Source organism: Pelagibius sp. Alg239-R121 (assembly GCF_947331435.1).
GTDB lineage: Bacteria > Pseudomonadota > Alphaproteobacteria > Kiloniellales > Kiloniellaceae > Denitrobaculum.
In genome coordinates this window covers 419,486-445,709 of sequence record NZ_CAMZOF010000003.1, presented here as the reverse complement: position 1 = coordinate 445,709, position 26,224 = coordinate 419,486, and the positions used below count along the sequence as shown (strand labels likewise).

At 57.3% G+C, this 26,224-nt stretch carries 26 protein-coding genes and 1 riboswitch; of the genes, 13 read left to right on the top strand and 13 right to left on the bottom strand.

Translation table 11 applies throughout. The annotated features are described in order from the left end of the window. Positions 1 to 27 precede the first annotated feature (27 nt). Positions 28 to 387, bottom strand: a complete 360-nt coding sequence (gene cpdR, locus QMZ18_RS12385; RefSeq protein WP_282606606.1) for a cell cycle two-component system response regulator CpdR — start codon at positions 385 to 387, stop codon at positions 28 to 30. A 296-nt stretch (positions 388 to 683) separates the two neighbouring features. Between cpdR and QMZ18_RS12380 the strand changes: the two genes are divergently transcribed. From QMZ18_RS12380 to QMZ18_RS12360, 5 genes are all read left to right on the top strand, one after another. Then, positions 684 to 1,610 carry an N-formylglutamate amidohydrolase gene (locus QMZ18_RS12380; RefSeq protein WP_282606605.1) on the top strand — a complete coding sequence of 309 codons (927 nt, stop codon included), beginning with the start codon at positions 684 to 686 and terminating at the stop codon, positions 1,608 to 1,610. Between the two features lie 41 nt (positions 1,611 to 1,651). Beyond that, complete coding sequence (locus QMZ18_RS12375; protein ID WP_282606604.1) at positions 1,652 to 2,221, top strand: GNAT family N-acetyltransferase; 570 nt, start codon at positions 1,652 to 1,654, stop codon at positions 2,219 to 2,221. Positions 2,222 to 2,693: 472 nt separating this feature from the next. Continuing rightward, complete coding sequence (locus QMZ18_RS12370) at positions 2,694 to 3,386, top strand: transglycosylase SLT domain-containing protein (protein ID WP_282606603.1); 693 nt, start codon at positions 2,694 to 2,696, stop codon at positions 3,384 to 3,386. Positions 3,387 to 3,505: 119 nt separating this feature from the next. Then, positions 3,506 to 4,672: an aminotransferase class V-fold PLP-dependent enzyme gene (locus QMZ18_RS12365; RefSeq protein WP_282606602.1), complete on the top strand. Its 1,167-nt coding sequence runs from the start codon at positions 3,506 to 3,508 to the stop codon at positions 4,670 to 4,672. Between the two features lie 139 nt (positions 4,673 to 4,811). After that, the gene (locus tag QMZ18_RS12360; RefSeq protein WP_282606601.1) at positions 4,812 to 5,072 is read left to right on the top strand and encodes a hypothetical protein; all 261 of its coding nucleotides are present in this window, start codon (positions 4,812 to 4,814) and stop codon (positions 5,070 to 5,072) included. A 122-nt stretch (positions 5,073 to 5,194) separates the two neighbouring features. Here the strand turns inward: QMZ18_RS12360 and QMZ18_RS12355 are convergent, their stop codons facing one another. Continuing rightward, positions 5,195 to 6,067: a MaoC family dehydratase N-terminal domain-containing protein gene (locus QMZ18_RS12355; RefSeq protein ID WP_282606600.1), complete on the bottom strand. Its 873-nt coding sequence runs from the start codon at positions 6,065 to 6,067 to the stop codon at positions 5,195 to 5,197. A gap of 219 nt (positions 6,068 to 6,286) precedes the next feature. Between QMZ18_RS12355 and QMZ18_RS12350 the strand changes: the two genes are divergently transcribed. Both QMZ18_RS12350 and QMZ18_RS12345 read left to right on the top strand, forming a co-directional pair. Then, the gene (locus QMZ18_RS12350) at positions 6,287 to 6,976 is read left to right on the top strand and encodes a bifunctional 2-polyprenyl-6-hydroxyphenol methylase/3-demethylubiquinol 3-O-methyltransferase UbiG (protein ID WP_282606599.1); all 690 of its coding nucleotides are present in this window, start codon (positions 6,287 to 6,289) and stop codon (positions 6,974 to 6,976) included. A 47-nt stretch (positions 6,977 to 7,023) separates the two neighbouring features. Continuing rightward, positions 7,024 to 7,240: riboswitch (cobalamin riboswitch) on the top strand. A gap of 31 nt (positions 7,241 to 7,271) precedes the next feature. Continuing rightward, positions 7,272 to 7,610, top strand: a complete 339-nt coding sequence (locus tag QMZ18_RS12345) for a hypothetical protein (protein ID WP_282606598.1) — start codon at positions 7,272 to 7,274, stop codon at positions 7,608 to 7,610. 166 nt (positions 7,611 to 7,776) lie between these two features. Here QMZ18_RS12345 and QMZ18_RS12340 read toward each other — a convergent pair whose 3' ends face one another. The 3 genes from QMZ18_RS12340 to dgcN all read right to left on the bottom strand — a co-directional run bounded on the left by QMZ18_RS12340 (position 7,777) and on the right by dgcN (position 10,789). After that, on the bottom strand, positions 7,777 to 8,664 hold the full coding sequence (locus QMZ18_RS12340) for a glutamate racemase (protein ID WP_282606597.1): 888 nt from the start codon (positions 8,662 to 8,664) through the stop codon (positions 7,777 to 7,779). A 49-nt stretch (positions 8,665 to 8,713) separates the two neighbouring features. Beyond that, positions 8,714 to 9,700 carry an N-acetyl-D-Glu racemase DgcA gene (gene dgcA, locus QMZ18_RS12335; protein ID WP_282606596.1) on the bottom strand — a complete coding sequence of 329 codons (987 nt, stop codon included), beginning with the start codon at positions 9,698 to 9,700 and terminating at the stop codon, positions 8,714 to 8,716. 90 nt (positions 9,701 to 9,790) lie between these two features. Beyond that, positions 9,791 to 10,789: an N-acetyltransferase DgcN gene (gene dgcN / locus QMZ18_RS12330; protein ID WP_282606595.1), complete on the bottom strand. Its 999-nt coding sequence runs from the start codon at positions 10,787 to 10,789 to the stop codon at positions 9,791 to 9,793. Positions 10,790 to 11,036: 247 nt separating this feature from the next. Here dgcN and QMZ18_RS12325 point away from each other — a divergent pair, with 247 nt between their 5' ends. Next, positions 11,037 to 12,380 (top strand): MATE family efflux transporter, encoded by a 1,344-nt coding sequence (locus QMZ18_RS12325; protein WP_282606594.1) that lies wholly within the window; start codon positions 11,037 to 11,039, stop codon positions 12,378 to 12,380. Positions 12,381 to 12,411: 31 nt separating this feature from the next. Here QMZ18_RS12325 and QMZ18_RS12320 read toward each other — a convergent pair whose 3' ends face one another. The 4 genes from QMZ18_RS12320 to QMZ18_RS12305 all read right to left on the bottom strand — a co-directional run bounded on the left by QMZ18_RS12320 (position 12,412) and on the right by QMZ18_RS12305 (position 16,175). Next, on the bottom strand, positions 12,412 to 12,897 hold the full coding sequence (locus tag QMZ18_RS12320) for a hypothetical protein (RefSeq protein WP_282606593.1): 486 nt from the start codon (positions 12,895 to 12,897) through the stop codon (positions 12,412 to 12,414). Between the two features lie 192 nt (positions 12,898 to 13,089). After that, the gene (locus QMZ18_RS12315; RefSeq protein ID WP_282606592.1) at positions 13,090 to 14,685 is read right to left on the bottom strand and encodes a HAMP domain-containing sensor histidine kinase; all 1,596 of its coding nucleotides are present in this window, start codon (positions 14,683 to 14,685) and stop codon (positions 13,090 to 13,092) included. Positions 14,686 to 14,687: 2 nt separating this feature from the next. Further along, positions 14,688 to 15,479: a response regulator transcription factor gene (locus QMZ18_RS12310; protein WP_282606591.1), complete on the bottom strand. Its 792-nt coding sequence runs from the start codon at positions 15,477 to 15,479 to the stop codon at positions 14,688 to 14,690. Between the two features lie 3 nt (positions 15,480 to 15,482). Continuing rightward, positions 15,483 to 16,175 carry a hypothetical protein gene (locus QMZ18_RS12305; protein WP_282606590.1) on the bottom strand — a complete coding sequence of 231 codons (693 nt, stop codon included), beginning with the start codon at positions 16,173 to 16,175 and terminating at the stop codon, positions 15,483 to 15,485. A gap of 414 nt (positions 16,176 to 16,589) precedes the next feature. Here QMZ18_RS12305 and QMZ18_RS12300 point away from each other — a divergent pair, with 414 nt between their 5' ends. The 4 genes from QMZ18_RS12300 (at position 16,590) to QMZ18_RS12285 (ending at position 20,900) form a co-directional block, all read left to right on the top strand. Continuing rightward, positions 16,590 to 17,684, top strand: a complete 1,095-nt coding sequence (locus tag QMZ18_RS12300; protein WP_282606589.1) for a polyamine ABC transporter substrate-binding protein — start codon at positions 16,590 to 16,592, stop codon at positions 17,682 to 17,684. A 129-nt stretch (positions 17,685 to 17,813) separates the two neighbouring features. Continuing rightward, on the top strand, positions 17,814 to 18,962 hold the full coding sequence (locus QMZ18_RS12295) for an ABC transporter ATP-binding protein (RefSeq protein WP_282606588.1): 1,149 nt from the start codon (positions 17,814 to 17,816) through the stop codon (positions 18,960 to 18,962). A 7-nt stretch (positions 18,963 to 18,969) separates the two neighbouring features. After that, positions 18,970 to 20,001: an ABC transporter permease subunit gene (locus tag QMZ18_RS12290; RefSeq protein ID WP_282606587.1), complete on the top strand. Its 1,032-nt coding sequence runs from the start codon at positions 18,970 to 18,972 to the stop codon at positions 19,999 to 20,001. Between the two features lie 77 nt (positions 20,002 to 20,078). Beyond that, positions 20,079 to 20,900: an ABC transporter permease subunit gene (locus QMZ18_RS12285; protein WP_282606586.1), complete on the top strand. Its 822-nt coding sequence runs from the start codon at positions 20,079 to 20,081 to the stop codon at positions 20,898 to 20,900. Between the two features lie 44 nt (positions 20,901 to 20,944). On the opposite strand, the gene QMZ18_RS12280 is transcribed toward QMZ18_RS12285, so the two are convergent. The 4 genes from QMZ18_RS12280 to QMZ18_RS12265 form a co-directional block, all read right to left on the bottom strand. Further along, a complete protein-coding gene (locus QMZ18_RS12280; RefSeq protein ID WP_282606585.1) occupies positions 20,945 to 21,955 on the bottom strand; it encodes an NAD-dependent epimerase in 1,011 nt (336 codons plus the stop codon). A gap of 294 nt (positions 21,956 to 22,249) precedes the next feature. Beyond that, positions 22,250 to 23,170: a succinylglutamate desuccinylase/aspartoacylase family protein gene (locus QMZ18_RS12275; protein WP_282606584.1), complete on the bottom strand. Its 921-nt coding sequence runs from the start codon at positions 23,168 to 23,170 to the stop codon at positions 22,250 to 22,252. Between the two features lie 63 nt (positions 23,171 to 23,233). After that, positions 23,234 to 23,881 carry a glutathione S-transferase family protein gene (locus tag QMZ18_RS12270; protein WP_282606583.1) on the bottom strand — a complete coding sequence of 216 codons (648 nt, stop codon included), beginning with the start codon at positions 23,879 to 23,881 and terminating at the stop codon, positions 23,234 to 23,236. Between the two features lie 137 nt (positions 23,882 to 24,018). Then, on the bottom strand, positions 24,019 to 25,026 hold the full coding sequence (locus QMZ18_RS12265) for a LacI family DNA-binding transcriptional regulator (RefSeq protein ID WP_282606582.1): 1,008 nt from the start codon (positions 25,024 to 25,026) through the stop codon (positions 24,019 to 24,021). A 284-nt stretch (positions 25,027 to 25,310) separates the two neighbouring features. Here QMZ18_RS12265 and ltnD point away from each other — a divergent pair, with 284 nt between their 5' ends. Further along, positions 25,311 to 26,222 carry an L-threonate dehydrogenase gene (ltnD, locus tag QMZ18_RS12260; RefSeq protein ID WP_282606581.1) on the top strand — a complete coding sequence of 304 codons (912 nt, stop codon included), beginning with the start codon at positions 25,311 to 25,313 and terminating at the stop codon, positions 26,220 to 26,222. The last annotated feature ends 2 nt before the right edge of the window (positions 26,223 to 26,224 follow it).

Genomic DNA, 26,224 nt, shown 5'->3' with positions numbered 1-26,224 from the left:
TAGGAAAAATCTCGAGCCCGTCCGCGCTTAAGCGCTGAGCATTACGTCGATCTGATCGACCAGTTCACGCAGGTGAAACGGCTTGGAAAGAACTCTGGCGCCTTTGGGGGCCTGTTCGCGATTCTTCAGGGCCACGGCAGCAAAACCCGTGATGAACATGACCTTGATTCCCGGCTGCTCCTGCGCCGCGCGGCGCGCCAGTTCGATCCCGTCGAGCCCGGGCATGACCACGTCGGCCAACAGCAAGTCAACCGGCGACTGGGTGAGGCTTTCCATGGCATCCAGGCCATCGCCGACTGCCTGAACCTCATGTCCGGCACGGCGAAGCGCCTTCGCCAGGAAGTCGCGCATGGAGTCGTCATCTTCTGCCAATAATATCTGCGCCATCGTGCCCTGCGTCGTTCGCCCTGCCCTGCTGCCCTGCGCGGTAACCGCCGGTACATGGTTAAATCTTAGTTTAGCTGAAACAGCACGCCTAGAGGTGAGCGTACCAATAAACCAAAGTGAGCGTAACCTATGTCATATCTGCTAAATAGTCTTTAACATATCGATCAGAGGCGGAGCCTTCTGGTTTCAGCAGTATAAACAGTTACCCGGTTCTTCTGGCAACCGCCAGTTTAACGAAGCAGAAGGCTATTGAAGTCAGACTGCTGTTCAAAGGACCAAAGCGTAAGGGACTTCAGTTGGTTCGAAACAAACCGCAAAGCCACATCTTCAGCGGCTCCGCCAAACCAAATGGCCCCAGCCGTCACGAAATCCTGGCGCCGCGGGAGCAGACGATTCCCCTGGTATTTTCCTCGCCCCACAGCGGCAGCGACTACTCCGCCGATTTCATTGCCAAATCCCGGTTAGACCCGGCCAGCCTACGGCGCTCTGAAGACAGTTTCGTCGACGAATTATTCAGTGCTGCACCTGACTGTGGCGCACCGCTTCTCAAGGCCTTGTTTCCGCGCGCCTACGTGGATGTAAACCGCGAACCCTTTGAGCTCGACGCCTCCATGTTCGACGAAGCCCTCCCGGAATTCGTCAATACACACTCGCCGCGCATTGCAGCCGGCCTGGGCACCATTGCCAGGGTGGTCGCCAATGGCATCGATATCTACCGCAGCAAACTGACTTTCGCCGAGGTCGAACAACGGATTCGGCAGTGCTATTACCCCTACCATGCCGCCTTGCGGTCTCTGATAGAGCAGACGGTCGAACGATTCGGCTACTGCATCGTTATCGACTGCCACTCCATGCCATCTTTTTCGGCACTGTCGGGCGGGTTTAGCGATTCGAACCGGCTCGATTTCGTGCTGGGCGATCACCACGGCGAAAGCTGCGGCGCGGCCATAACCGGCTGCACGGCTGCAACCCTGCGCAGTTGCGGTTATCGTGTCGGTCTGAACAAACCCTATGCGGGCGGCTTTATCACAACTCATTACGGACGACCCACAGACGGTGTTCATGTCCTGCAAATCGAGATTTCGCGCGATATCTATATGGATGAAGCCAGCCTGCGCCGCGGCCCGCATCTGCAGCGCCTCGCGAGCGAAATACGTGCCCTGATCGAACGCCTGGGGCGGCTTGACCCGAACAACCTGAACCCGGCGATCGCCGCAGAATAGTCCGGATTGCCAAAGTCGATCAGACTGCCTGTGAGGCCCGCATGTCGAAGTCTTCGAGCGCTCAACCTTTGATCCGCGACGCAACGCGTGAGGATCTTCCGCAGATCCAGGCAATCTATGCGCATCACGTAGAACACGGCCTGGCGTCCTTTGAAGAAACGGCCCCCGGCCTAGAGGAGATCACCGCCCGTTTCGAAGCGACCCTCGCCGGCGAACTTCCCTATCTCGCCGCCGAGTTCCAGGGCCGGATCGCCGGCTATGCCTATGCCGGTGCCTACCGGCCACGCCCGGCCTATCGCTTTAGCTTGGAGAATTCGGTCTACGTCGCCCCGGACGCCGTGGAACATGGCGTCGGCTCGGCCCTCTTGAGCGCATTGATCCAACGCTGCGCTGCTTTGGGTTTCCGGCAACTGGTCGCCGTCATCGGCGACAGCGCCAATCATGCCTCCATAGGCCTGCACGAAAAACACGGCTTCACCCGCGCGGGACAACTCAAATCCATCGGTTTCAAATTCGGCCGTTGGGTGGACAGCGTGATCATGCAGCGGGAAATTGGCGAGGGGGGCGGGACGTTGCCCGAAGAAGAGAAATTCGACCGATCCCAACCCTAAACACCGCAGGCGAAAAAAAAGGCCGTGCAGATGCACGGCCCAAGTTTAGGGAGGAAACGCCCTATGGGCGTACGGGGGACCAAGAGCGGGCGCCCTCGATCCATACCGCACTGCACAATATGATGGCTTAAGCAGTAATTGCAATAAAAATTTTCCATCCCATTGAATTCAATTGAATTTTTTTGAAGAAGGTTAATTATCAAGGATCAACTCCAACGGTATGTGTTGCAGCGCAATGCTTTAAAAAAATTGCCGTTAAAAATGGAATTTCCAATCGTTGTGGCGCAACGAAAAGAAACAAAATTTCTGGCATGCGGCTTGCTCAGGATTCCTGCAAGGAGTGACCGATATGATTTGCCATGTTTCCCGAGCGCAGCTGCTATGCAGCAAGCTTTCCGTTTCAGCCGGCCGCCGATTTCGATTGGCCCTGAAAGGGCAGGCCACAACCTGGTTGCGGACGGGGATGCTCTTTTTGACGCTACTCACCGCAGAACTCGGGGCCGTTCAGGCCGCCGGGGCCGGCGCGATCGAGGACACCTGGTCGGTCTGCCCGAGACATATCCGTCAGGCCGAGCAGCAGCATGCGCTTCCCGCCCACCTGCTCACCGCCATTTCAAAGGTCGAATCGGGCCGCTGGAACGCCGCGGCCAAGGCAAATCTTGCCTGGCCCTGGACGGTCATGGCCGAAGGAAAAGGGCGATATTTGCCCAGCAAGACAGCCGCCATCGCAGAGGTACGCGCCTTACGCGCGCGGGGCATCAGGAACATCGACGTGGGCTGCATGCAGATCAACCTGCATTATCACCCGAAAGCCTTCGAGAACCTGGAAGAAGCCTTTAACCCGCAACACAACACAGCCTACGCCGCATCCCTCTTGAGCAAGCTGCGCAGCGCGGCCGGCTCCTGGACGCGGGCTATCGGAGACTACCACTCGAAAACCATCTCCTTCGCGCGGGTCTACCGCCTGAAGGTCTTCAAAGCCTGGCGCGCCGAGCGGCACGCGGATAACAGGCGCCAGAGAGAAGCCCGCCTCGCCCAACACCGGAAGCACAAGGCTCTGCAGTTGAAAATCGCACAGCAAAAGGCCGCAGCCCCTTCGCCGAGACGTCAAAGCACTTCGGATGATACCGCGGAAAACAATCCTTCTGCCGGCATTTGGCAATAATCTGCGCTTATCTTCACCTTTGGAAATCAACGCACCGACAGGCAAAAACAACCTGTAAAGGCACGCTCATTTATGTCATTACGGCTGACAGCAACAGCAGTCAGCAAGTGAGCAGAGTGATGGATATTGCACGCGCCCGGGCGGACACGCCTGGCTGTACCGAAGTCGTTCATTTCAACAATGCAGGCGCGGCCCTGATGCCGCAGGCCGTCATCGATGCACAGATCGGGCATCTGCAGTTGGAAGCCAGGATCGGCGGATATGAAGCCGCCGAGGCCGCCGGCGACAGAGTCGAGGCCTGCTACGATTCCATTGCCCGCCTGCTGAACTGCAGCCGCGAGGAAATCGCCCTGGTCGAGAATGCGACGGTCGGCTGGTGTCTGGCCTTCTATGCCGTGGATCTTCAGCCCGGAGATAGAATCCTGACCACCGAGGCCGAGTACTCCAGCAACTACATCAACTATCTGAAGGTCGCGCGCGACAAAGGCGCAATCATCGATGTCGTGCCCAGCGATGCCAGCGGACAGCTCGATATCGAGGCGCTGGAGGGCATGATCGATGGGAAGGTCAAGCTGATCGCGATCACCCATGTGCCAACCAACGGCGGCCTGGTAAATCCGGCCGCCGAAGTCGGCAGGGTCGCACGCGCAAACGGGATTCTCTATCTGCTCGACGCCTGCCAATCGCCGGGTCAGATCACGCTGGATGTGGAAGCGATCGGTTGCGATTTTCTGTCGGCGACCGGCCGAAAGTACCTGCGCGGCCCGCGCGGAAGCGGTTTTCTCTATGTCCGCAAGGACCTGCTGAAAACGATCGAGCCGCCGATGCTGGACAACCATGCCGCCGTCTGGACCGCGCGCGATCAATTCGAACTGCGCGGCGACGCGCGGCGTTTCGAAAACTGGGAATTCAACTACGCGGCCGTACTGGGCCTGGGCGCGTCTGTCGACTATGCGCTCTCCTGGGGTATCGATGCCATCGAGCAGCGAGTGGTTTCTCTCGCCGGAAATCTCCGCTCGGCCCTCGTTGAAATACCGGGCGTCACGACCACCGACATCGGCGCAAGCAAGTGCGGCATCGTCACCTTCACGAAGGACGGAATGGAGGCGCCCGAGCTCCGGGCCGCGCTGCGTGCCCAGAACATCAACGTCTCCAATTCGACGATCAAATCGACCAGGATCGATATGGAACGGCGGGGTCTGAGTGATATCCTGCGGGCCAGCGTGCACTACTACAACACCGACGAGGAGATCGAGCGTCTCTGCGCCGCAGTCGCAGCTCTCTAGGCAACGAGCAGGATAGATAACCGCCAAGTTTCGGCCACAATCGCAGCCGGGATTTGACTGTTTTCCATCACGATATTCGCACAACAATCCGACCGGGCTTTCGGGCAGTGTGGCGCCGCATCCAGACTGTTGGAGTCAAATGATGAAGGCCCTTTGCTTGGCACTCGTTCTATCTATTGCCCTTAGCGCTTCCGCGACGCGCAGTGCGCTGGCCGGACAGTGCGAGGATGACTTGAGCGCTGTTGATTCCGCCCTGGCCGCCAGCCCGGGCATTGCGACCGAGGAGCTGGTCAAGGTGCAAAAACTGCGCAATGCCGCGGCGATCGACGCCGCTACCGGTGACAAGGAAAACTGTGTCGCCAAGCTGACCCAAGCGAAGGCAATTCTAAACCTGCAGTGATCGAGCAGCCCGTAGTTCCCTGACGCCCTCAGGGACCGAGCACCGGGCCTCGCCGGTCTTACCGAACCTCCCTGAACTTGCCGATGGGTGCGCCCTCCTGCGCATCCATCTTTTTTTTGCGCTCAAGGGTCGAACGACGCCGACCCATCCATCGCCAGAAAACCGCTTGAATCAGCGACCCAGAGCGCAGCGCTATCACCGGTGGGGGTTCCAGCGAGGGTAAAAGCGCCGGCGTCGAACACCGGGCGCAGCGCGCTGAACGCAAACCGCGAGACCCGGGCAGCCGGCCGCTGCCGCCGTACCTGATCGATCATCAGGGTTGCCAGGAGTGGTCCGTGCACGATCAGGCCCGGATAGCCTTCCTGTGCCGTGACATAGTCGCGGTCATAGTGAATGCGATGGCTATTCCAGGTCAGCGCTGAATAGCGGAACAACAGGACCGGACTTGGAACAATCTGCCGGCTCCAGTCCGTTGCGGGAGGCGCCGGCCGGCCCGGCGGCAGCATTTCAGGCCCGTCGCTGGCATCCCGGTAAACGACGTCCATTTCTTCGTCGATGCAGAGCAGCTTTTCCTGAATGACCTCATGACGCAGGGTCACGAAACACAGGCGCCCTGAACGTCCCTCTTTCTCGGTAATCCTGAGAATCGTCGAGCGTCTGACCGCCTCCCGGCCGATCGACAGCGGAGCGGGAAAGGAAACACGGCTTCCCGCCCACATGATGCGGGGCAGATCAATCGGCGGCAACAGGCCGGCACCGACCGCAAGGCCGTCCGGGCCGAGGTCTTCGGTCCGCGTCTGTTCCGGGAAATAGGACCAGTGCCACAGCGGCGGCAGCGCGTCGCCCTCCCGCAGGGGTGCAAAGGGATCATCGAGAGTCATCTGCAGGCTGGTAGCGCGGCCGGCATCGATGACGTCATACTGTTCCTGACTGCGCCCAATCCAGCTTGCCCAATCCGAACTGCCGCCGGAGTCCGGCGTAGGTTGACGGGTCATTTCATGATCTCTCCCACAAGACTGACGGTAACCGGTGCGTTCATATTCCTGGCAAAATCAATCACGATGCGCCGGAATTCCGTCGATGCCAGCGCATACCCAAAACGATAATCTGTCGGTGCAGAACTGACAAACGCTCCTGTTGAGCGAAGCTTCGACTTTCGCTTGTCCCGGTCAAGATGCTATTGCCGGGTGGTAAAATTTTGATCTGGATGAGTCATGGAACACACACCCCGAAAACACACCGCCGTCATGCGCGACACCCTACCATTGAAAGGACAGCGCATTCTGGACGTCGGCTGCGGCGACGGCGGGCTGGTGCGCTTCATGACCCGCGAAGGTGCGCGCGTAACAGGTCTGGAATGTTCGGATGGCCAACTTGGGCGCGCCCGCGCCGCGGCACCGGTCGCCGACGAAGACTACCGGTCGGGTGTCGGACAAGACCTGCCCTTCGAGGATGCGACCTTCGATGTCGTGGTTTTTTTCAATTCGCTTCACCACGTGCCCGTGGACGATCAGCCAGGCGCTCTCGCCGAAGCTCAGAGGGTTTTAAAGCCCGCCGGCGAAATTTACATCCTCGAGCCCATTGCCGAAGGCGCCTTTTTTGAGATGATGCGCCCCATCGAGGACGAAACCTCTGTCCGGGCTTATGCCTACGAAGCAATTCTCGCCGCCGCCAAAGGTCCCGCCGTTTCCGAACACAGGGAACTGACCTACGCCGCACCCCTCCGGTACGACAGCTTCGAGGCCTGCCGCGACGGTATGATTGCGGTCGACGAGAAGCGCCGCGCCGCCGTGGAGGCCGAGGGGGAAAAGCTGCGCACGGCCTTTATAACGGCCGCCCGGTTCGAAGACGGCGCCTACCACTTTGCCACACCCAGCCGCCTTAACCTGCTCCGGCACCGCTGAGCAGTCGAATTCAAAGGGCGATTGACATTTGTGCAATGCAGCGTAATCTGATCCTTCGCTGTGTTGGTTCCCCTTCACCGGGGATTAAAACGGGAATTCGGTACTGTTTCTTCTGAAGGTCTTTGAAGAAGCCAAGCCGGAGCTGCCCCCGCAACTGTAAGCGGAGAACGTTCGCCACCCAAGGCCACTGGAATTATTCTGGGAAGGCCGGCGAAACGTGACGATCCGCAAGCCAGGAGACCTGCCAACACCTGGAACAACCATTGACCGGACGGGGTGTGCCGGGGAGGATTGTATGGCAGATTTTTCTCTTACCCACCAACGGGCAACCGCGTCGAACGCAAATTTTGACGACCCTTCGCTTGTCATCGCGGCGGCGGTTACCGCGGGTGACAGGCTGTCAGCCCCCGTCGAGCAACTGGTGTTCGCCTGGCTTTTGAGCCTGTCTCCTGAACACGACCCGGCAGTCGCCGCAGGAAACCTGCTGGATCGTTACGATGATACCGAAGCCGAGGCTTCAGGCGAAGGGTCGAAGTCATCCACAAGGCAGCTGTTGGATCTGCTTGCGGAGGTCGCAGCCTACCCAAGGGAACGGCTCTCGCGGCTCAAATCGCAACGGCGCCGCAGGCGGTAGTCGGGCGTGCAGGCGTTCGTGACGGAAACGCGTAAGAACGAGAATTACCCTTTAACCATGCGAAGTAGAGGCAGATCCGCGTTTATCACTAAAACAGCGGGAAACGGTCAGCCTCTCATCGTCCGGAAAGTATGGTTCCGAATCTGGGCGCGCTCATCCGCTTTGACTAAAACGAACAGGCTTCAAAAGTGACCCGCCGGCCGAAGAAAAGACTCGCTTTTGCGCCTGCATGATCGGCAGCGCCAGTGGTGAGAAACCGCATCTTCGGCGGCACGCTCGAAGACTCCGCTCGGTCGTCCTTTTGATCGAATTCGGGATGGCGCACGAGGTACTCAGCCAGGCTTTCTGCCGTCAGGGAGGGCTGGTCGAGCAGATCCACGCCGTCCGGCAGAGCCGCAGCAAAGGCTGATGCCACATGCGGGTAGTGCGTGCAGCCAAGAACGGCTGTGTCTGGCACACGTCCCGCCATCTTGGCCAAAGCCGCCTCGACATAGGCCGCAACCATCCCATGGAGCTCATCCTGGTCCGCGCCGGCTTCTATCCGCGCGACCAAATCCGGGCAAGCCTGCTGGATCACCTCGACATCGGGCGCCCGTAAACCGACTTCCAAAGGAAAGGATCCCGTCTCCACCGTCCGCCGGGTGGCAAAGATTGCAACACTTGAAGTCGCACTTCGGGGTTTTGGCTGGGGCCGTTGATTCGCGCTGTGCCAGGGGACCTTTGCAATGGCCTCGACCATGGGCACGAGAACACCCAGAACGCGCCGGCCAGGATCGCCGAGTTGGGCATCACGGTCCTGCAGCCAGGTCTGCTGCAGGCGGCGCAGAGCCACGGCGGACGCCGTGTTACACGCAAGCAGTATCAATCGGCAGCCCTGCGAAAAGAGAAAATCAACGCTGGCGACCGTCAATTCATAGATGTCTTCGGAATCGCGTCCTCCGTAGGGGGCGTTGCCGTGATCACCGAGATAAAGAAAACTCTGCTCGGGCAAGCGCTCGGTCAAAGCCTTGAGGACGGTCAGGCCGCCATCTCCGGAATCGAAAACACCGATCACTTGGCGGATCCTCCCCGGACCATCATGAAGGGTAGCAGTTCAGTCCGTCCTAGCCCCAGAGCGCCGGTTGCGGCGGCGAGACCAGGCTGCCATCGAAAAACAGACCATCAGGCCGGTCCTTCGCCAGGAGCAAGGGACCATCGACATCGACTACGGCCACATCCTGCGCCACCACTATTGCCGGTGCCATGGACAGCGACGTTGCAATCATGCAGCCGACCATGATCTCCATATTTGCATCCCGGGCGGCCTGCTTCAGTCGCAAGGCCTCGGTCAGTCCACCGGTCTTGTCGAGCTTTATATTGATCATGTCATAGCGGCCTGCAAGCTTCGATAACGTGGCAGTATCGTGACAGGATTCATCGGCGCAGACGGGAACCGGGCGTTTGACGTCCGCCAAACCGGCGTCTTCTCCCGCAGGAAGCGGCTGCTCGATCATGGCCACGCCGATATCGGCCAGCTCCGGGGCAAACGCGACATATTGCTCGAGCGTCCAGCCTTCGTTGGCATCGACGACGATCTTGGCCCCCGGCGCCGCAACACGCACGGCACGCACCCGATCCAAATCGTCAGGACCGGCGAGTTTGAGCTTAAGCAGTGGCCGGTCCGCATTGCGTTCCGCGGCAGCCGCCATATTCTCGACAGTGTCGAGCGACAGCGTATAGACGGTCTTGACGAGAACCGGGTCAGACAGCCCCGCCAGTTCCCAGACCCGCTTGCCATCGGTTTTTGCCTCAAGATCCCAGAACGCGCAGTCAAGCGCATTCCGCGCCGCGCCAGGCGGCAGTGACGCTTGCAACGCCCCACGATCCATTCCCGACATCAAATCCGCACGCTGCGATTCAATCTGCTCAATCACGTCTTCGACCGTTTCGCCGTAGCGCGCATACGGCACGCATTCGCCACGCCCCTGCTTGCCGCCGGCCGACAGCTCTACAACAACAACCTCGGCGGTCGTTTTACTGCCGCGAGAGATCGTAAATTTACCGGCGATGGGCCAGCTCTCGCGCTGTACCCCTAGTTGGATTTCATCCAAGGTTATGTCCCAATTTTTCTACTTCATTCAGTGACGGGGCGATTCACGTGCCCGACCGTTTCCGCCAGGAGCGATCGCGTTCCAGCGGCTTCAGTTCAATTGATCGACAATCCGCCCGACACCATTACGAACGGGGTCGACCGCCGGCAAACCAAGGCGATCTTCGGTTTCCTTGAGATAGTTCTCTGCTGCATCGGGGGCCATATGGAAGGTATTGACCGCAATACCAACAAATTTACTGTCGGGATTGGTCAGATGAGCCGCAGCGAGATTTGCAGCCATACAATCTTCGAGGCTTGGTAACTGGTATTCCGGCAAGCCCCGCATATGTGTGCGTGTCGGCTCATGGCACAGGATCAGGGCATCGGCCTGGGCACCGTGCAGCAGACCAAGGCTGACGCCGGCAAAGGAAGCGTGAAACAGGGAGCCCTGTCCCTCGATCAAATCCCAATGATCTGGATCGTTTTCCGGGCTGATGGATTCCACGGAACCCGAGATGAAGTCGGCAACCACCGCATCGATCGAAACGCCGCTGCCTGCAATGAAGATGCCGGTCTGACCGGTTGCGCGAAAATCCGCATTCCAGCCCCGCGCCCGCATTTCCTTTTCCATTGCCAGAGTGGTGTACATTTTGCCGACGGAGCAATCTGTTCCAACCGCGAGCACACGCTTCCCGGACCGTTTCTTACCTGAGGCTACAGAAAAATTCTCTCGCGGGTGACGAACATCAAACAGCGAACGGCCGTGACGTTCAGCCGCTTCCTGCAGTGCAGGCACTTCGCTCAGACGACTGTGAAGCCCGGAGGCGATATCCATACCCAGTTCAAGCGCCTGCACTAAGACTTCGATCCAGGCTTCCGAGATCACGCCACCCCGATTGGCGACCCCTACAATCACGGTCTTGAGCCCGGCTTCTGCCGCTTGCTCCATGGTCATGTCCGGCAATTGGAGATCGGCGTTGCACCCAGCCATTCGGAACTGACCAAGACACCATTCCGGGCGCCAGTCAGCGACTCCCTGCGCCGTCTTGGCGGCAAGCCGGTCCGGCGCGTCGCCGAGGAACATGAGATAGGGATGCTGAATGTCCATCTGTGTGATACCGCAAGTTACGATGTTGTACGAAACCCGTCGGCGTCTCGCGACGTCGTCGCGGGCCGCAGGCGCGGCATGTTGCCGAAAACACCCCCCTCTTTGCAAGCCCGGGGTCTGTTTCTTGCTGCGATAAACAAAGATCAATAGTATCCCGCCGCACCGGGCTGATCGCCGCTGCCCCGTCGCCTCTACTCCATACCTTACGATTCGAAGGCAGGCGCGCGCAGTTCTGCAGGAACCCAACGTGGTAAAAAGCACCGCATCAGAAACCCCGGTTCGAGTCTGGGCCCTGGCATGGCCGATCATCGTAACCAACCTTTCGACCCCACTTCTCGGGGCCGTGGATACTGCCGTGATGGGGCACTTGCCGGACGCCGCCTATATAGGCGGTGTGGCAGTCGGCGCCATCATCTTCGGATTTCTTCTTTGGGGCTTCGGGTTTCTGCGCATGGGCACGACGGGCTTCGCCGCCCAGGCCTTTGGCGCCGACGATGCCATCGAACTGCGGGCCGCCTTGATCCGCCCCCTGGCCCTCGGTGCCGGCCTCGGCGCCCTCCTGATTCTTCTACAAGCACCAATCGCCGCACTGGTATTTCCTCTGATTGACGCCAGCCAGGACGTCACGGCCTTCGCGAAAACCTATTACGAGATCCGAATATGGAGCGCGCCGGCAACATTGCTGCAATACGGTATCACCGGCTGGTTGCTTGGATTGCAGCGTCCATGGGCTGCGATGGCGACCCAAATCACTGTCAATCTGCTGAACATCCTGCTGGATCTCTTTTTTGTCCTGGAACTGGGTTGGGGTGTCGAAGGCGTGGCCGTGGCCACATTACTTGCCGAGATCGCCGGTACCCTGGTCGGATTGGCAATCGTCTATCGCAGTTTGCACAGTGTCGGCGGTACCTGGAACTGGCCGATCGTCTGGCGTCGAGATCGCCTGGTCGCGCTTTTTCGGGTCAATCGAGATATCTTCGTTCGCAACCTCTGCTTAATCATGGCAACCAGTATCTTCACCGCTCAGAGCGCAGCCATGAGCGACACGCTGCTGGCCGCCAATGCGATCCTGATCAATCTTCAACAGTTTCTTGCCCATGGACTGGACGGTTTTGCCCATGCCGCGGAGATTCTCGGCGGTGGCGCGGTCGGTGCCCGGGACCGTTCCGCTTTCAGGCGCATTGTTTTGTCGGCAACCCGTCTGACGATTATCAGCACGTTGTTAATTTCCGTCGCCTATGCCGTCTTTGGCGCACAGATTATTGGCCTTTTCACGGACATTGACGCCGTGATCGCCGCTGCGCTCATTTATTTACCATGGATGATCGCTTCCCCGGCGCTTTCCGCACCGAGCTTCCTGCTCGACGGACTGTTTATCGGAGCAACACGAACCGCAGCCATGCGCAATGCAATGGTGGCCTCGCTCCTGGTTTTTCTGGCTGCCGGCTATCTCTTGATCCCCGCGATGGGGAATCACGGCCTCTGGCTGGCTTTCATGATATTCATGGTTGCGCGCGCCGTAACCCTGGCCGTCGCCTATCCTGCCCTGGAGCGCAGCATTTCAGCACCAGGGCGAAACCCGGTGCTGTAAAAGCTTCAATTTTGGGAATAAGCGGCGCGTTTTAGGCCGCGTGCGCCATTACCGCCGCCAAGGGAATGACTGGGACCTGATCAAGCTCCCGCAGCATCGATTTGGAGTCGGCAAGTGCATCAGACCAGCCATGCAACGTTACGATCCGGCCTCCCTCGATATCGACAGGACGACCGTCGCGCGCCAGCGCCGAACGTAACTTCGACATAATGGTCGTGAAGGCAACAGCATCACCTCTCGTGCCTTCAGGACGCGGGCCAAGGTAGAGAATCAGGAGCCGGCCACAGGCATCGTAACCGGCAATGAGCGAAGGATCGTCAACAGCCGCAGCCATCTCCAGCGTCGCTTCCCGGCCGAGCGGAAAATCAATTCTGGATAAAGTCAGACGCAGCCTGATACCGCGCAAGCGGCGCAATGTCGCCTCAAGATCGCAGAGAAACAAACCCGTACCGTCGTAGTTAAGTCCGGTGAAATCGGCTGTTTCCGTCTTAAAAGCTTCCGCCAGTGCGACCGTCATTTTGACCAAAATCCCTACTTCAAATTACCAACCGGGGGATGTCCCGACTCTACGTAGGAATTCTAGCGTCCACATGAAACTGATAGGTGTGCGAATTGTGTGTCACCCTGCCTCCGAAAGTTGTGTCACGGCTGGCACACGAATTAATCATCGTTAACAAATTGCTACCGGCCTACTTCTGAAGAAGAGATTTTATCCGGCGACAGGTAAGCGTAGAATCATCGAAAGCCCACCATCTTTGCGGTTTTCCGCCCGTACATCGCCCCCGATCGCCTGAAGGTTCCGCCGGACGATCCAAAGACCGATTCCCAAATGAGGGCTATGCTCTTCGGTATCTGCGGTTGAATGTCTTTCACTCACGGTCGTTCCGGTACCCACCGGAGGCGGCAATTGCTGCGGCCGAAGCGACACGTAGCGCTCGAAGATCCGTTCTAAATCACCGGAAGGTACGCCAGGTCCACGGTCGCGAACAATCAACCGGCCCCAGGATTGCTCACGATCCAATTCAACAACGACCGTAGTACCGCGCGGCGACGCCTCAATCGCGTTATCGATAACGTTTTCGATCACGGTCTCCAAAAGATCTTCGCCCGCCCGAACGATGACACCCTTGGTAATTTTGGTCTCTAGAACGATGCTTCGGCTGTCGAAGGTATTGACATAGGCCGCCAGCATACGTTCGACCAATTGCGATAAATCGACCGCATGCCGTGGAGGATCCAACAGTTCTGCGGTCGCCTGGTCGAGTCGGCGGGCACTGGCGACCAGATGATCCAACCTGTCGACCGATTCCTCGATCACATCCAGCGCTCTTTGCCCTCGAGGATTGTCCGAGGGAACAATCCGTTTCAAGGGCTCCAATGATTGGCGCATGATCGCAATCGGGGTTTTAAAGGCATGGGCATTGTCCTCGGCAGCCAGACGAATGCTGTCAGCCGAATTCTGGAGTGAAGAAGTCATTCGGTCGAATTCCTCCGCCACCAGCGTCAACTCCGGCACTTTATTCTGAACCGAGAAGTTCGCACCTTCCAGTCGGCCAATTCGAATATCGCGGGCCAGGTCGCGGAAGCTCATCAATCCGCGCCAAATACTGAAAAACAGTCCTATTGTAAGGGCCGCCATCGCCAGATAGATGACAGCGGCAAGACGGACTTCCAGAGTCTTCCAATAGGGCTGCCCAATCGACGTCCCCAAAAATGCACCCGTCGAGTGGGTCGTAATGATCGCCCAGCAGCCTGCATTTGTCGTGATCGCCGTGATCGACGTCAGAAGCTCTTCCTTGCCGCTCGGCCGTTGATGTCGCAGCGCGATCGGTGATTCCACCTGACAACTTTGAACCAGATTGTCGAACACGCCGCGTTCAACGAGGCTGTCACGTTCCCGCGCCAGCTCCGCGGCCGCTAAAGTAGGCTCAGCCGCCACAAAATAGAAGGCCTGCGCCCGGGCTTCCTCGGCCGGGCGAAACAACACCTTCACACCGCTTTGAGAGGTGGCGTAACGCTTTACTTCCCGATTGAGTTCGGGCAGAGGCGAAGGCCCTTCGCGTTCGACCAATGGGCGAAGGCTCTCCGCAATGATACGGCCCTGTTCGCGCACACTCTTGAGGATCAGAGTTTGGCGGTCCTGATCGGCTTGCCGAAACTCGGAATAGAGCATGACCGGAACGGTCACGAAAACAATGAGCAGTAGGATGAATTTGCCGACGATCGAGTGAAACAGGCGCCATAGCGACGACGGCCGCTTAGACGGCACGCCCGCAAGCATGGGCGCCTCTTCCACCCGCGCCATGATCAGCCCGCTCCGTAAACCCCGGACGTGGTCTCACCTTCTTCGTCACGCCAGCGATAGCCGAATCCCGGGTAATTCTCAATTCTGTCAAAACCGTCGTCTACGTCGCGGAATTTCTTGCGAATCCGCTTAATGAACGAACGCACGTTTGCCCTGAAACCGTCAGTTCCGTAGCCCGCTACGAAGTCCTTGCCGTGCACAATATCGTAAATCTGACGATAGGAGACATCACCACCGGCCTGGGTTGCCAGAAAGCGTACGATTGCGAACTCGGTCAAAGTCAGATCGATCTGCTGATCGTTCCAGAAGGCCCGATTGATGTCGTCGCGTAACTCCAAGGGACCACGCTTGAAACCGGCGGCAGAATCTTCGCCTTCTCCAACCTGCGTGGCCGAAGGTTTTGCGCCCTCAGTGATAATCTTGAGCCGCTGCAGAATAATCGGCAAGCGCCGGGATTTGTCGATGAAGTCGACCGCCCCCCACTTCAGGGCCGCTTCCTCATAGATCTCGTCGCTCAGCATGGTCAGAAAGATGACCGGCGTTTGCAAGCGCGCTTCGCGCAGCCGACGCAACACGGCAAGGCCATCCAGTCCCGGCATACGCCAATCCAGCAGGATCGCGTCGGCCGCTTCTTCATTCAGCAAATAGCTGAGCGCCGAATCGCCGCTTGGAAAATCGATGACCTCGTAACCTTCCTCCGCAAGATTTAATCCAAGCGACTCACGAAACAGATCGTCGTCGTCTACGATGACAACTCTTGGGTAAGTTGCCTCAATAACCATTGGTTGCCCCATTCGCTATTCCGCCTGTGGCGGCTCCTTATCAAGTGATTGACCGCTTTCAGAAGATTTCTGCGCCTGATTCAGACGTTCCGATTCACGTTGGCGCTCCGCTTCACGCAGCAAACCGGTGAAACATGTCCTGGTGAAGGCAGAAATCTCCTCGGGAGATTGCTCTTCAGAGCTCTGTGTTTCCCCTTCTGACAGAGTTGTCTGCGCTTCTGCAGTGTTTGCAGTACCCGCAGTCTCAGCCGCCTCGGCCCCCTCATTCGCCTTTTCACCGTTTTCCGCTTCATAAGTCAGAAGCCGGAAAGCCCCTCCCTCGACACTGGGATAGAAAAAGACGTTCAGCATGCACTCTTGACCGCTATAGGTCCAAATTCTCGCCGGAGATTGCTCAGTCTGTTGAGCGGGCTCACCCAGCAATGCCCGCGTCACAGTAAAGTCCAACCCGATCAGCATGTCCGGGTCTGCCTCCTCAACCGTTTCAGGTTCTGGTGCAGACTCGGGTTTTCGGCGTGGCAGTGGCGGTGGCGGCTTTACTTCAACCGCCTCTTCCATCGCCTCCGGTTCGGTCAGATCAATAGGTACGGTCGAGTCGGACTCGACCGAAGCCTGTACTTCTTCCGGATCTGGAGCCGGTGGATCGAGTTGAGCACAACCGGAAACCACCAGAAAAACCGGCCCCGCAACGGCCCAAGGACGAATCATATTCAAATTCTCGACTTTCGGTCTCGAAGACCTACTTCTGTCGCCTGTCTATACTTCGATTCAACATCCCTGTCCGTATTACCTGCCTAAATCGGGGTCAAAAGCTCGTTTCCTACCTGAGTTGCCTCAAAGCAGTACATTACCCCTACAAGCAAACAACACCGACCGGATGTGATCATTTTGTGTCTGCACCGGCAGAATAGCACGGTACGCCGATTGGCGGAAATGTAGTATTTTGTATTACTTTAATCACTTAATCGAAGGAATCCCCCCAAGATTCTGTGCGATTTCACCGCGTTTTACCTGAATGATTGACAGAAGCGCGCGCGCGGCCTGAAATCAGATAAAACATAGTACCGATACCACAAACATAGGCCATAAGGTCGAAAGCTCAATGAAACTGGGAGACGTTGCATGAAATTCTTGACAAAATCGGTCCTCGCCGCAGCTTTTTTGGCGGGGTCCGGGGCGCAGGTCTGGGGCGCAGACGAAGTCGTAAATGTCTATAATTGGTCGGATTATATCGACGAAAGCATTCTGGAGGATTTTCAGAAGGAAACCGGGATCGAAGTCGTCTACGACGTTTTCGACTCCAACGATATTCTCGAGACCAAGCTGCTGGCCGGTGGCACCGGTTACGACGTGGTGGTTCCCAGCGGTGCATTCCTGGCGCGTCAGGTTCAAGCAGGCGTGTTTCAGCCGCTCGACAAATCAAAACTCTCCAATATGAAGAATATGTGGGATGTCATCACGCAGCGGACAGCCGTGTTCGACCCGGATAATGCCTATTCAATCAACTACATGTGGGGCACGACGGGCATTGGCTACAATGTAAAGAAAGTCGCCGAACGCATGCCGGACGCCCCGGTGGATTCCTGGAAACTGATCTTTGACCCGGAAATCCTGTCAAAGTTCGCGGACTGCGGGGTTTTCATGCTGGATGCGTCTGACGAGATGGTCCCGGCGGCACTGAACTACATCGGCGAAGATCCGGACAGCAACGATCCCAAAGTAATCGCGAAGGCCGAAGCGGTTCTGATGGCAGTTCGACCTTACATCCAGAAATTCCACTCTTCCGAATACATCAATGCCCTGGCAAACGGTGATATCTGCATCGCAGTCGGTTGGTCGGGCGACGTCCTGCAGGCCCGGGACCGGGCGGCTGAGGCCGATAACGGAGTAGAAGTGAACTATTCCACCCCCGTCGAGGGTGCGTTGATGTGGTTCGACCAGATGGCGATCCCCAAAGACGCGCCGCATGCCGAAAATGCCCATAAATTCATCGACTTCATCATGCGTCCGGATGTCATGGCGAAGGCCTCGAACTACGTTTACTTCGCAAACGGAAATCTTGCGTCGCAGGAGCTTCTTGACGAGGACGTCATCGGTGACACGGCGATCTATCCGACTGAAGCGGCGTTGAAGACCCTCTATATCAAGAACCCCTATCCGCCAAAGGTCCAACGCAAGGTCACCCGTCTCTGGACCAAAATGAAAAGCAGCCAGTAACGTATAGTATCTAGCGGGCGCGGCTGGACAAACCACCGGTCGCGCCCTCGATGGATACGATAACCGGCAGATGTGAACCGACCGCGAGGGGCAAGGCGGCCGGTCACAAGTAACAGGGGGAAAGAGGCCATGGCCGGTTCGGGGCACGAGGTTCGGAAAAAATGGGATCCTTGGAACGATCCACAGGAAAAGCCGCACGTCCAGCTATTGAGTGTCAGCAAGCGCTTCGGCGATTTCACCGCAGTCGATAACATCGCGCTCGACATCTACAAAGGCGAGTTCTTTTCCCTTCTAGGCCCCTCGGGCTGCGGCAAAACCACGCTGCTGCGCATGCTGGCGGGCTTCGAGCAGCCCAGCCAGGGCCAGATCCTTCTTGAAGGCTCGGACATGGCCGGCGTTCCGCCCTACCGCCGCCCGGTCAACATGATGTTCCAGTCCTATGCGCTGTTCCCGCATATGTCTGTGGAAAGCAACATTGCCTTCGGCTTGAAGCAGGACAAAGCGCCGAAGGGCGAAATTGCGCAGCGGGTCGAAGAAGTGCTCGATCTGGTGCAGCTCAGTAGCTTTGCCAAGCGCAAGCCGCATCAGCTCTCCGGCGGCCAGCGCCAGCGCGTGGCCCTGGCGCGCGCTTTGGTCAAAAAGCCGAAGATGTTGCTGCTTGACGAGCCGCTTGGCGCCCTCGACAAAAAGCTGCGCGAGCAGACCCAGTTCGAATTGATGAATATCCAGGAGCAGCTCGGTATCACCTTCGTGATCGTTACCCACGACCAAGAGGAAGCCATGACCGTCTCGACCCGGATTGCGGTCATGGATCACGGTCGGATCGTGCAGGTGGCCACACCGACAGAAATTTACGAGTACCCGAACTCCCGCTATGTCGCCGGCTTCATCGGCGACGTCAACATCATCGAAGGTCGGGTCTCAGAGGTGGGCGAGAGCCACCTGAACATCGTCAGTGAACAGTCTGGCTGCGGCATTCGCGCGCGCCATGCCGTGGACGCGCCGGTCGGCGCAACGGTCTGGATCGCCCTACGTCCCGAAAAACTGGTGATTTCCGTCGACGCGCCGGCCGATACCACCACCAACTGTATGGCGGGTGAAGTCTGGGACATCGGCTATCTGGGCAATCTGTCGATTTACCATATCAAACTGGATAGCGGGATCATGGTCACCACCGCCCAGACGAATAGGACCAGGGATGTGGAACGGCCGATTACCTGGGAAGACCGGGTCTATCTGACCTGGACTCCGGACGCCGGCATCGTGCTGGGTCAGTGAGAGAAACATGAGCCAGAAACCGCGCGAAGGCAAAAGATCACAAGTCGAATATCTCGACGCCCGTTCGGGTGAGGGTACGGCCGGCGCACTGGAGGAACTGCACAAACAGCTGCTGTTATTGCCGCCCTACCGCTGGCTCTGCTCGGCAATCGCCGGCAGCGGTATAAGTCCCCGAGGACTTTTAATTTCAACGCCTTACATCTGGCTATTGCTGTTCTTCCTCGCGCCCTTCCTGATCGTGCTGAAGATCAGTTTTTCGGAATATGCGATCAGCCAGCCGCCCTATACGGCGCTGTTCGAGCTGGTCGATGACATTTACGTCCAGATCAAACTCAACCTTGAAAACTACCAACTGCTTTTTGAAGACGATCTCTATTGGCGCGCCTATCTCAACAGCGTCAAAATCGCGGGGATCTCGACCATCCTGACCCTGATGGTCGGCTATCCGCTGGCCTACGGCATGACACGTGCCCCTCAACGCTGGCGCCTCGCGCTGCTGATGCTTGTGATTCTGCCCTTCTGGACATCATTTTTGATCCGGGTCTATGCCTGGATCGGAATCCTCAAGAAAGAAGGCCTGCTCAATCTTCTTCTGATCAATCTTGGGATCATCGATCAGCCGCTGACCATCATGAATACCGACACTGCGGTCTACATCGGGATCATCTATTCCTATCTGCCCTTCATGGTCCTCCCGCTTTATGCCAGCCTGGAAAAGATGGACGACACTCTGCTGGAGGCTGCGGCCGATCTGGGCAGCCGGCCAATCAAGACCTTTTGGCAGATCACCTTTCGGCTTTCGCTGCCAGGCGTCATCGCCGGCTGTTTTCTGGTCTTCATTCCAGCGCTTGGGGAGTTTGTGATACCAGATCTGCTGGGCGGGTCGGGCACCCTTATGATCGGAAAGACCCTTTGGGCGGAGTTCTTCTCCAACCGCGATTGGCCGTTATCCTCGGCAGTCGCCGTCGTTCTGCTCTTGATCCTTGTGATACCGATCGTCGCGTTCCAGAAGCTCCAGGAGAAGGACAAGGCGGCCTGATATGACAGCTTTCACTCTGCCATCTCCGCTTTTAGCCAAGAAATCCTCACCCGGGCGCTGCTTCGAGGGCTGCCGCCATGAATAAAGGCTTGAGCTGGTTCACCTGGTCGGCACTGATCTTCGGGTTCAGCTTTCTCTACCTGCCCATCATTCTGCTCGTTCTGTTCAGCTTCAACGAATCCAAACTGGTTACGGTCTGGGGCGGTTTCTCGACCAAATGGTATGCAGAGCTCTTCAACAACCAAGGTCTGCTGAATGCCGCCTGGGTCACACTCAAGGTTGCCTTCGTATCCTCGAGCGTCGCAACGCTGCTGGGAACTATATCCGGCGTGATGCTGACCCGCTTCAGCAGCTTTCGCGGCCGGACCCTGTTTACGGGCATGATCTACGCACCGCTGGTGATGCCGGAAGTCATTACCGGCCTCTCGCTGCTGCTGATGTTCGTTGCAGTCTCTCTCGATCGTGGCTTCCTGACGGTCACCATCGCCCATATCACATTTTCCATGTGCTACGTGGCCGTGGTCGTGCAATCGCGTATGGCGACATTCGACCATTCAATTGAAGAAGCGGCCATGGATCTGGGCTGTACGCCCGGCAAGACCTTCTTTGCCGTTACACTGCCGATCATCCTGCCGGCCGTCGTCTCCGGCTGGCTGCTATCCTTTACCCTTTCGCTGGACGATCTGGTCATCGCCAGCTTTACCACGGGTCCCGGTGCAACAACCTTGCCGATGAAGATCTACAGTCAGGTTCGGTTGGGCGTGACGCCGGAAATCAACGCGGTTTCAACCATCCTCGTGGGGCTGGTCGCCACCGGCGTGTTGATTGCGACCATCATTTCAAGGCGGAATGACGCGGCACGCCTGCGGGACGAACGGCTGGCTGCCGTCGATCCGTAAGCCGGAAGCGAATGGGGCCATACGCCGCCATTCACAAGGGCCGTCTATAACTTATAAAAATCCCGGTACCACTCGACGAAGCGGGCAACACCCGTCTCGACCGTGGTTGAAGGCTGGTAACCCACGTCGTTTTTCAGGTCCGAAACATCCGCCCAGGTCGCCGGAACATCCCCCGGCTGCATGGGGAGCATGTTCTTTTCCGCGGTTTTGCCCAGACATTGCTCGAGCACTTCGATGTACTTCATCAACTGCACGGGCTGGCTGTTGCCGATGTTGTAGACTTTGTAGGGCGCGACGCCGCTGGTTCCCGGGTCCGGCGCAGCTCCGCTCCAGTCCTCGTTTACCTGAGCGACATTATCGGCGCAGGCAATCACGCCGTCGACGATGTCATCGACGAAGGTGAAGTCGCGCTGCATCTCTCCCCGGTTGAAGACATCGATCGGCCGGCCTTCCAGGATCGCCTTGGTAAAGAGAAAGAGCGCCATGTCAGGCCGCCCCCAGGGACCGTAAACCGTGAAGAACCGGAGGCCGGTCACCGGAATCCTGAAAAGATGGCTGTAGGTGTGCGCCATCATCTCGTTGGATTTCTTGCTCGCGGCATAAAGACTCAAGGGGTGATCCACATTGTGGTGGACCGAGAAGGGAGCATTTTCGTTCGCGCCGTAGACAGAGCTGGAAGAAGCGTAAACCAGGTGCTTGACGCCGTTATGACGGCAGCCCTCGAGTATGTTCAAGAAGCCGATCACGTTGCTGTCGATGTAGCTGCGTGGATTCTCAAGGCTATAACGCACGCCGGCCTGTGCGGCCAGATGGATCGCTTTATCGGGCTTATGGGCGCGAAAGAGTTCGGCAACCCCTTCGTTATCCTCCAGATCAAGCTGGCAATGGGTGAAACCGGCATAGGACGTCAAACGGTCCAGCCGCGCCTGTTTAAGGCGGACATCGTAATAAGGATTTAAATTATCGAGACCGACGACCTCATCACCACGTTCAAGTAATTGAATCGCGACATGACTACCGATGAAGCCAGCATGGCCAGTGACCAAAAATTTCATACTAGACAACTGCTTAGCGGGTGAAGGGGTAAAATTTGCAAGAACTTAAACTCTCGTCCGGCCTTTGTCGCGCTCAAAATACCGCTTGGCAATCAGATACAAAAAATTCGGCGACAGAACGGTACATAGCCTTCTTCGCACGCAACTGGTTAAAATTTCTTGTGCGGAGACAAATACCGGCAGCCGGACAACTCGGCGACGGTTTGACAGCATCAGCAGCGTTAATCATAGAAATCTCGGAATCCGATCGTTTTTCACTGAATCAGTGATCAACGCAAATCGCCCTCTGGAGCCTCACATTTCCGCCGCGAGATAATACATTTCCTTGCCCGCATGCAATGCCTGCGCCTGCTGCATCACGATGTAGCTGTCACAGCCGACGACAACCGGCTCGCCATTGAGGTGGCAGATCTGCGTGCCTTTTTCGACGAAATCGAAGCCTTTCGGCGCGTTGCTGTAGGTCCAGGTAATGGCCTCGCCTGCAAATTTCGCGATGCCAGCCTCATAGACTTTCAGGATCTTGGGATGCGTCACCTGCTTGCGGGGTTCGCCTTCCAAAACCTCCAAATGCCTTAAGAGGTTGATGGTGTTGGCAACATTGGTTTCGATGGTTGAAAAGTCAAAATGCTGGCCAGCCTCGATGACCAGGGACAGTCCGGATTTCCGGCTGTTCTGATGATATTCGACCAGCGCCATCCCGCTCAGAAATTTCTCGGCCTCAAGCAGGACATAGGGGGTATCGAGGTAACTCTGCATCGCTTCGATCTGCGCGGTATCGGGTCCCATCAGGATACCGATGCTGGTCGATTCTCCATTCGTCGAATGCAGATCGATGACATGGTCGGACTGCTCGATATAGGGTCGAATACGTTCTTTGGCGAGATACTCATGCTCACCATCACCGCTCTTTGCCCAGATCCGGTTGAGATCCTCGAATCTGAATCGATCCAGACTTTCGAAATCCTTGGAGTCCTGCAGTATCTCATAATTGGCGAGCACAATCTGAAGCCTGCCCGACCGCTGTTTGAGCTGTCCCGACTGGAGCTGCTCCAGGACCTGATGAGCCGTCGCGATACCTGTGACTTCGTTTCCGTGGGTCAATGCAACGACAGAGACCGTTGGACCAGGTTGCCCTGAGTCCAAAATCAATACGGCATCGTCATTCGCCGCATCGAGAACAACCGATAACGCTTGTTGTAACTGTTCAAACTTCATGGATTTCAGGACTCACCTTTATTGATTCTGATTTTTTCTAAAATTGCGTCTGAATTCGACGCTTCAAGCCTCGTCTGCTTCAACGATCCAGGGTTCCGCTTTGCCTGCAGCTTCCCACTCCTGCCAGGCCGGAAGCGCAGTCATAGCTTCGGAGTATTTCGTCACCGCATCTGCCCGGCTAAGTTCGTAGCGGTGCAGACGGTTGACGACAGGCGCGAACATCGCATCTGCATTACAAAAGTCGCCAAAAAGGAAAGGGCCGCCGGAAGAGTCCAGGCAGCCCTGCCAGATCGCCTCAATCCGGGCAACATCCTTGCGCGCTGCATCGGAAACGTCGATGGCACGCACTTCTCGGCGCATGTTCATGGAGCATTCAATTCTGAGGGCGCCGAAGCCGGCATGCATTTCACTGGATATCGAGCGCGCCTGCGCCCGGGCGATCCGTTCCTTGGGCCAGAAATCAAGACCGGGAAAAAGATCGGCCAAATATTCAAGGATGGCCAGCGACTCCCAAATTGTCGTTTCACCGTCCTTGAGCACCGGTACTTTCTTGGTCGGCGAAAATTCGAGGAAATGAGCCTGATCGGTCGCTTCATCGAACAGGCTGAGCGTTTCCTTGAATTCTACTTCCTTCACCTTCATGGCGATCCAGGGCCGAAACGACCAGGAAGAGTAGTTTTTGTTTCCGATTATGAGCTCAAGCGCCGCCATGCGCCTCTTTCCTTTCATAGCCAGTTCTCAATGGATTGCCGATTCGCCGGATGGCCGCCAGCTTAATTTGACCATCTGGGGCTCCACCAGACAATTCGAAGTGATCCGTTCGAGCCGGGACCTGTTTCGACGAAACCCTAGAAGGAAGAGTCGCCCAGGTCGATCTCCGGGTGGAAAACGAGGCGGCGTTGTTCCGGCGCAAGCGGATGCTTTATTGCTTCCAGCAAAATCCGGATGACCTCTTTGCCGATTTGGCGGCGTGGCGACCGCGCTGTGGCGAGGCGGACTGGCAGCCCCTCCAGGAACTCAAGGCCGTTGAAGCCGGCAAGAAGTAGTCTTTGCGGCACTTGGATCCCCGCGGCCATAGTAGCAAAGAGCCCGCCCGCAGCCATGTCGTCGTTGGAGTAGTATATACAATCGACATCGACACCCGATTGCAGGAGCTCCGCCGTGAGTGCGCGGCCCAGTGGCAGGGACGAAAATTCGTCGTCTATGCGCGAGGTCACCAGAGACAATCCGCCCTTTTCAAGTTCGGCCCGAAATCCTTCCATGCGTTTTCGCGCGCGGACGTCCTTGTTCAGCGCGCTGCCAATGTAGGCAAATTTAGATCTGCCGAGCTTCATCAGTGCGCATGCCATGTCACGACCGGCATCTGCATGCGAGAGACCAACGTTGATATCGATAGCCTCGCCGTCGATATCCATGATCTGGGCAACCGGAATGCCCGCACCCGCCAACAGCTTCCGCGATTGCTCCGATTGTTCGAGCCCAGTGACGATCATACCCGAGGGCCGCCAGGACAGCATATCCCGGATGATGTCCTGCTCGACTTCGGCGTTATAGTTGGAAATACCGAACACAGGCTGCTTGCCACTTTGCTGGATCGCATCGGATATGCCGGCAAGAACCTCGGCGAACACAACATTGGACATGCTGGGAACCACGACTCCAATCAGGTTCGTGGTTTGCGACGATAAAGATGTCGCCAGGTGGTTGGTTACGTAGCCGATTTCCTCGGCGGCACGCAGAACCTTTTCAATATTGGCTTCAGAAACGTCGGCGGCACCACGCAGTGCACGCGACGCCGTCATCTTGCTGACTCCTGCCAGGGCTGCGACTTCAACCAGTGTCGATCTTGTTTTCAACACACTCTTTCCTGATACCCAAGCCGGTTCGCCTCTCTTCGTTCGCATCATAGAGCCTGATCGGTTTTTTACTGAATCAGCATAAACATGAACCAGCGCCTCATCTAACCTGCAACAGGGCGGTATACTCTCTTGGCCGCTTTCCACAAGAGCAGTCGCTCTCCAGCACAGTTATCCGATTGACTCCAAGCCGGGATTTAACTAGAGATAACCTGAACTGGTATCGGTACCGGTATCGATACCAGATGTCCAGCAGGAAAGCGGTATTTGATGGGAACGAATCTATGCCCGAGGGCTTAAAGACAGCGGTTATTGGTCTGGGCTCCATGGGCTGGGGCGCCGCGGTATCGCTGTTGCGTGCGGGATTTCCGACCACGGGCGTCGACATTCGCCCGACCGTTTGTGCAGCGTTTGTGGAAAAAGGCGGGCGTTCGACGCCCCTGCCGTCGGAAGCAGTGGCAGACGCCGATGTAATTTTTGTCTTTGTCGTTAATGCCGAGCAGACGGAACAGGTATTGTTCGGGGAAAACGGTGCGGTCGCCGCGGCGAAACCAGGTAGCACTTTCGTCCTTTGTGTCACCATGTCGCCATCCTACAGCGTCGAAGTGGCATCGCGCCTCGACGATGCAGGAATGCGCGTGATTGACGGGCCGGTGTCCGGCGGCGCAGAAAAAGCGCTCAAGGGCGAGATGTCCATCATGGCTTCTGGTGCTAAAGAGACTTTTGCGCAGATTCAACCCGTACTGGATGCCATCGCAACGAAGATCTTCCAATTGGGGGAAGAGCCCGGTGTCGGTTCCAGAGTAAAAATGATCAATCAGCTTCTGGCCGGTGTACACATCGCCGCGATGGGCGAGGCCCTGACCTTGGGCGTCAAGGCGGGCCTGGATGTGAAAATGCTTTATGAAGTGATTATCGAGTGCGCCGGCAATTCCTGGATGTTCGAAAACCGTGGGCGCCATGTTGTCGAAGGCGATTACTCCCCGAAGTCTGCCGTCGACATCTTCGTGAAAGATCTCGGCATCGTCACATCGGAGGGCAAAGCCACCGGTTTTTCCCTGCCTTTGTCCGAAACCGCGCTTGCGCTTTTTAAAGAAGCGAAAGAAGCGGGTTACGGCCGCGAGGACGATTCAGCGGTCGCCAAAATCTATGCCCGGAAAAGCGGTATTTCCTTACCAGGTACAAGCGGAAACTAAAG

What these genes read in the sequence shown, in the direction of transcription:
- cpdR (WP_282606606.1), bottom strand. Translation starts at nt 387, where the DNA reads ATGGCGCAGATATTATTGGCAGAAGATGACGACTCCATGCGCGACTTC.
- QMZ18_RS12375 (WP_282606604.1), top strand. Translation starts at nt 1,652, where the DNA reads ATGTCGAAGTCTTCGAGCGCTCAACCTTTGATCCGCGACGCAACGCGT.
- QMZ18_RS12365 (WP_282606602.1), top strand. Translation starts at nt 3,506, where the DNA reads ATGGATATTGCACGCGCCCGGGCGGACACGCCTGGCTGTACCGAAGTC.
- QMZ18_RS12360 (WP_282606601.1), top strand. Translation starts at nt 4,812, where the DNA reads ATGATGAAGGCCCTTTGCTTGGCACTCGTTCTATCTATTGCCCTTAGC.
- QMZ18_RS12355 (WP_282606600.1), bottom strand. Translation starts at nt 6,067, where the DNA reads ATGACCCGTCAACCTACGCCGGACTCCGGCGGCAGTTCGGATTGGGCA.
- QMZ18_RS12350 (WP_282606599.1), top strand. Translation starts at nt 6,287, where the DNA reads ATGGAACACACACCCCGAAAACACACCGCCGTCATGCGCGACACCCTA.
- QMZ18_RS12345 (WP_282606598.1), top strand. Translation starts at nt 7,272, where the DNA reads ATGGCAGATTTTTCTCTTACCCACCAACGGGCAACCGCGTCGAACGCA.
- dgcN (WP_282606595.1), bottom strand. Translation starts at nt 10,789, where the DNA reads ATGGACATTCAGCATCCCTATCTCATGTTCCTCGGCGACGCGCCGGAC.
- QMZ18_RS12320 (WP_282606593.1), bottom strand. Translation starts at nt 12,897, where the DNA reads ATGACGGTCGCACTGGCGGAAGCTTTTAAGACGGAAACAGCCGATTTC.
- QMZ18_RS12315 (WP_282606592.1), bottom strand. Translation starts at nt 14,685, where the DNA reads ATGGCGCGGGTGGAAGAGGCGCCCATGCTTGCGGGCGTGCCGTCTAAG.
- QMZ18_RS12310 (WP_282606591.1), bottom strand. Translation starts at nt 15,479, where the DNA reads ATGGGGCAACCAATGGTTATTGAGGCAACTTACCCAAGAGTTGTCATC.
- QMZ18_RS12305 (WP_282606590.1), bottom strand. Translation starts at nt 16,175, where the DNA reads ATGATTCGTCCTTGGGCCGTTGCGGGGCCGGTTTTTCTGGTGGTTTCC.
- QMZ18_RS12300 (WP_282606589.1), top strand. Translation starts at nt 16,590, where the DNA reads ATGAAATTCTTGACAAAATCGGTCCTCGCCGCAGCTTTTTTGGCGGGG.
- QMZ18_RS12295 (WP_282606588.1), top strand. Translation starts at nt 17,814, where the DNA reads ATGGCCGGTTCGGGGCACGAGGTTCGGAAAAAATGGGATCCTTGGAAC.
- QMZ18_RS12290 (WP_282606587.1), top strand. Translation starts at nt 18,970, where the DNA reads ATGAGCCAGAAACCGCGCGAAGGCAAAAGATCACAAGTCGAATATCTC.
- QMZ18_RS12285 (WP_282606586.1), top strand. Translation starts at nt 20,079, where the DNA reads ATGAATAAAGGCTTGAGCTGGTTCACCTGGTCGGCACTGATCTTCGGG.
- QMZ18_RS12280 (WP_282606585.1), bottom strand. Translation starts at nt 21,955, where the DNA reads ATGAAATTTTTGGTCACTGGCCATGCTGGCTTCATCGGTAGTCATGTC.
- QMZ18_RS12275 (WP_282606584.1), bottom strand. Translation starts at nt 23,170, where the DNA reads ATGAAGTTTGAACAGTTACAACAAGCGTTATCGGTTGTTCTCGATGCG.
- QMZ18_RS12270 (WP_282606583.1), bottom strand. Translation starts at nt 23,881, where the DNA reads ATGGCGGCGCTTGAGCTCATAATCGGAAACAAAAACTACTCTTCCTGG.
- ltnD (WP_282606581.1), top strand. Translation starts at nt 25,311, where the DNA reads ATGCCCGAGGGCTTAAAGACAGCGGTTATTGGTCTGGGCTCCATGGGC.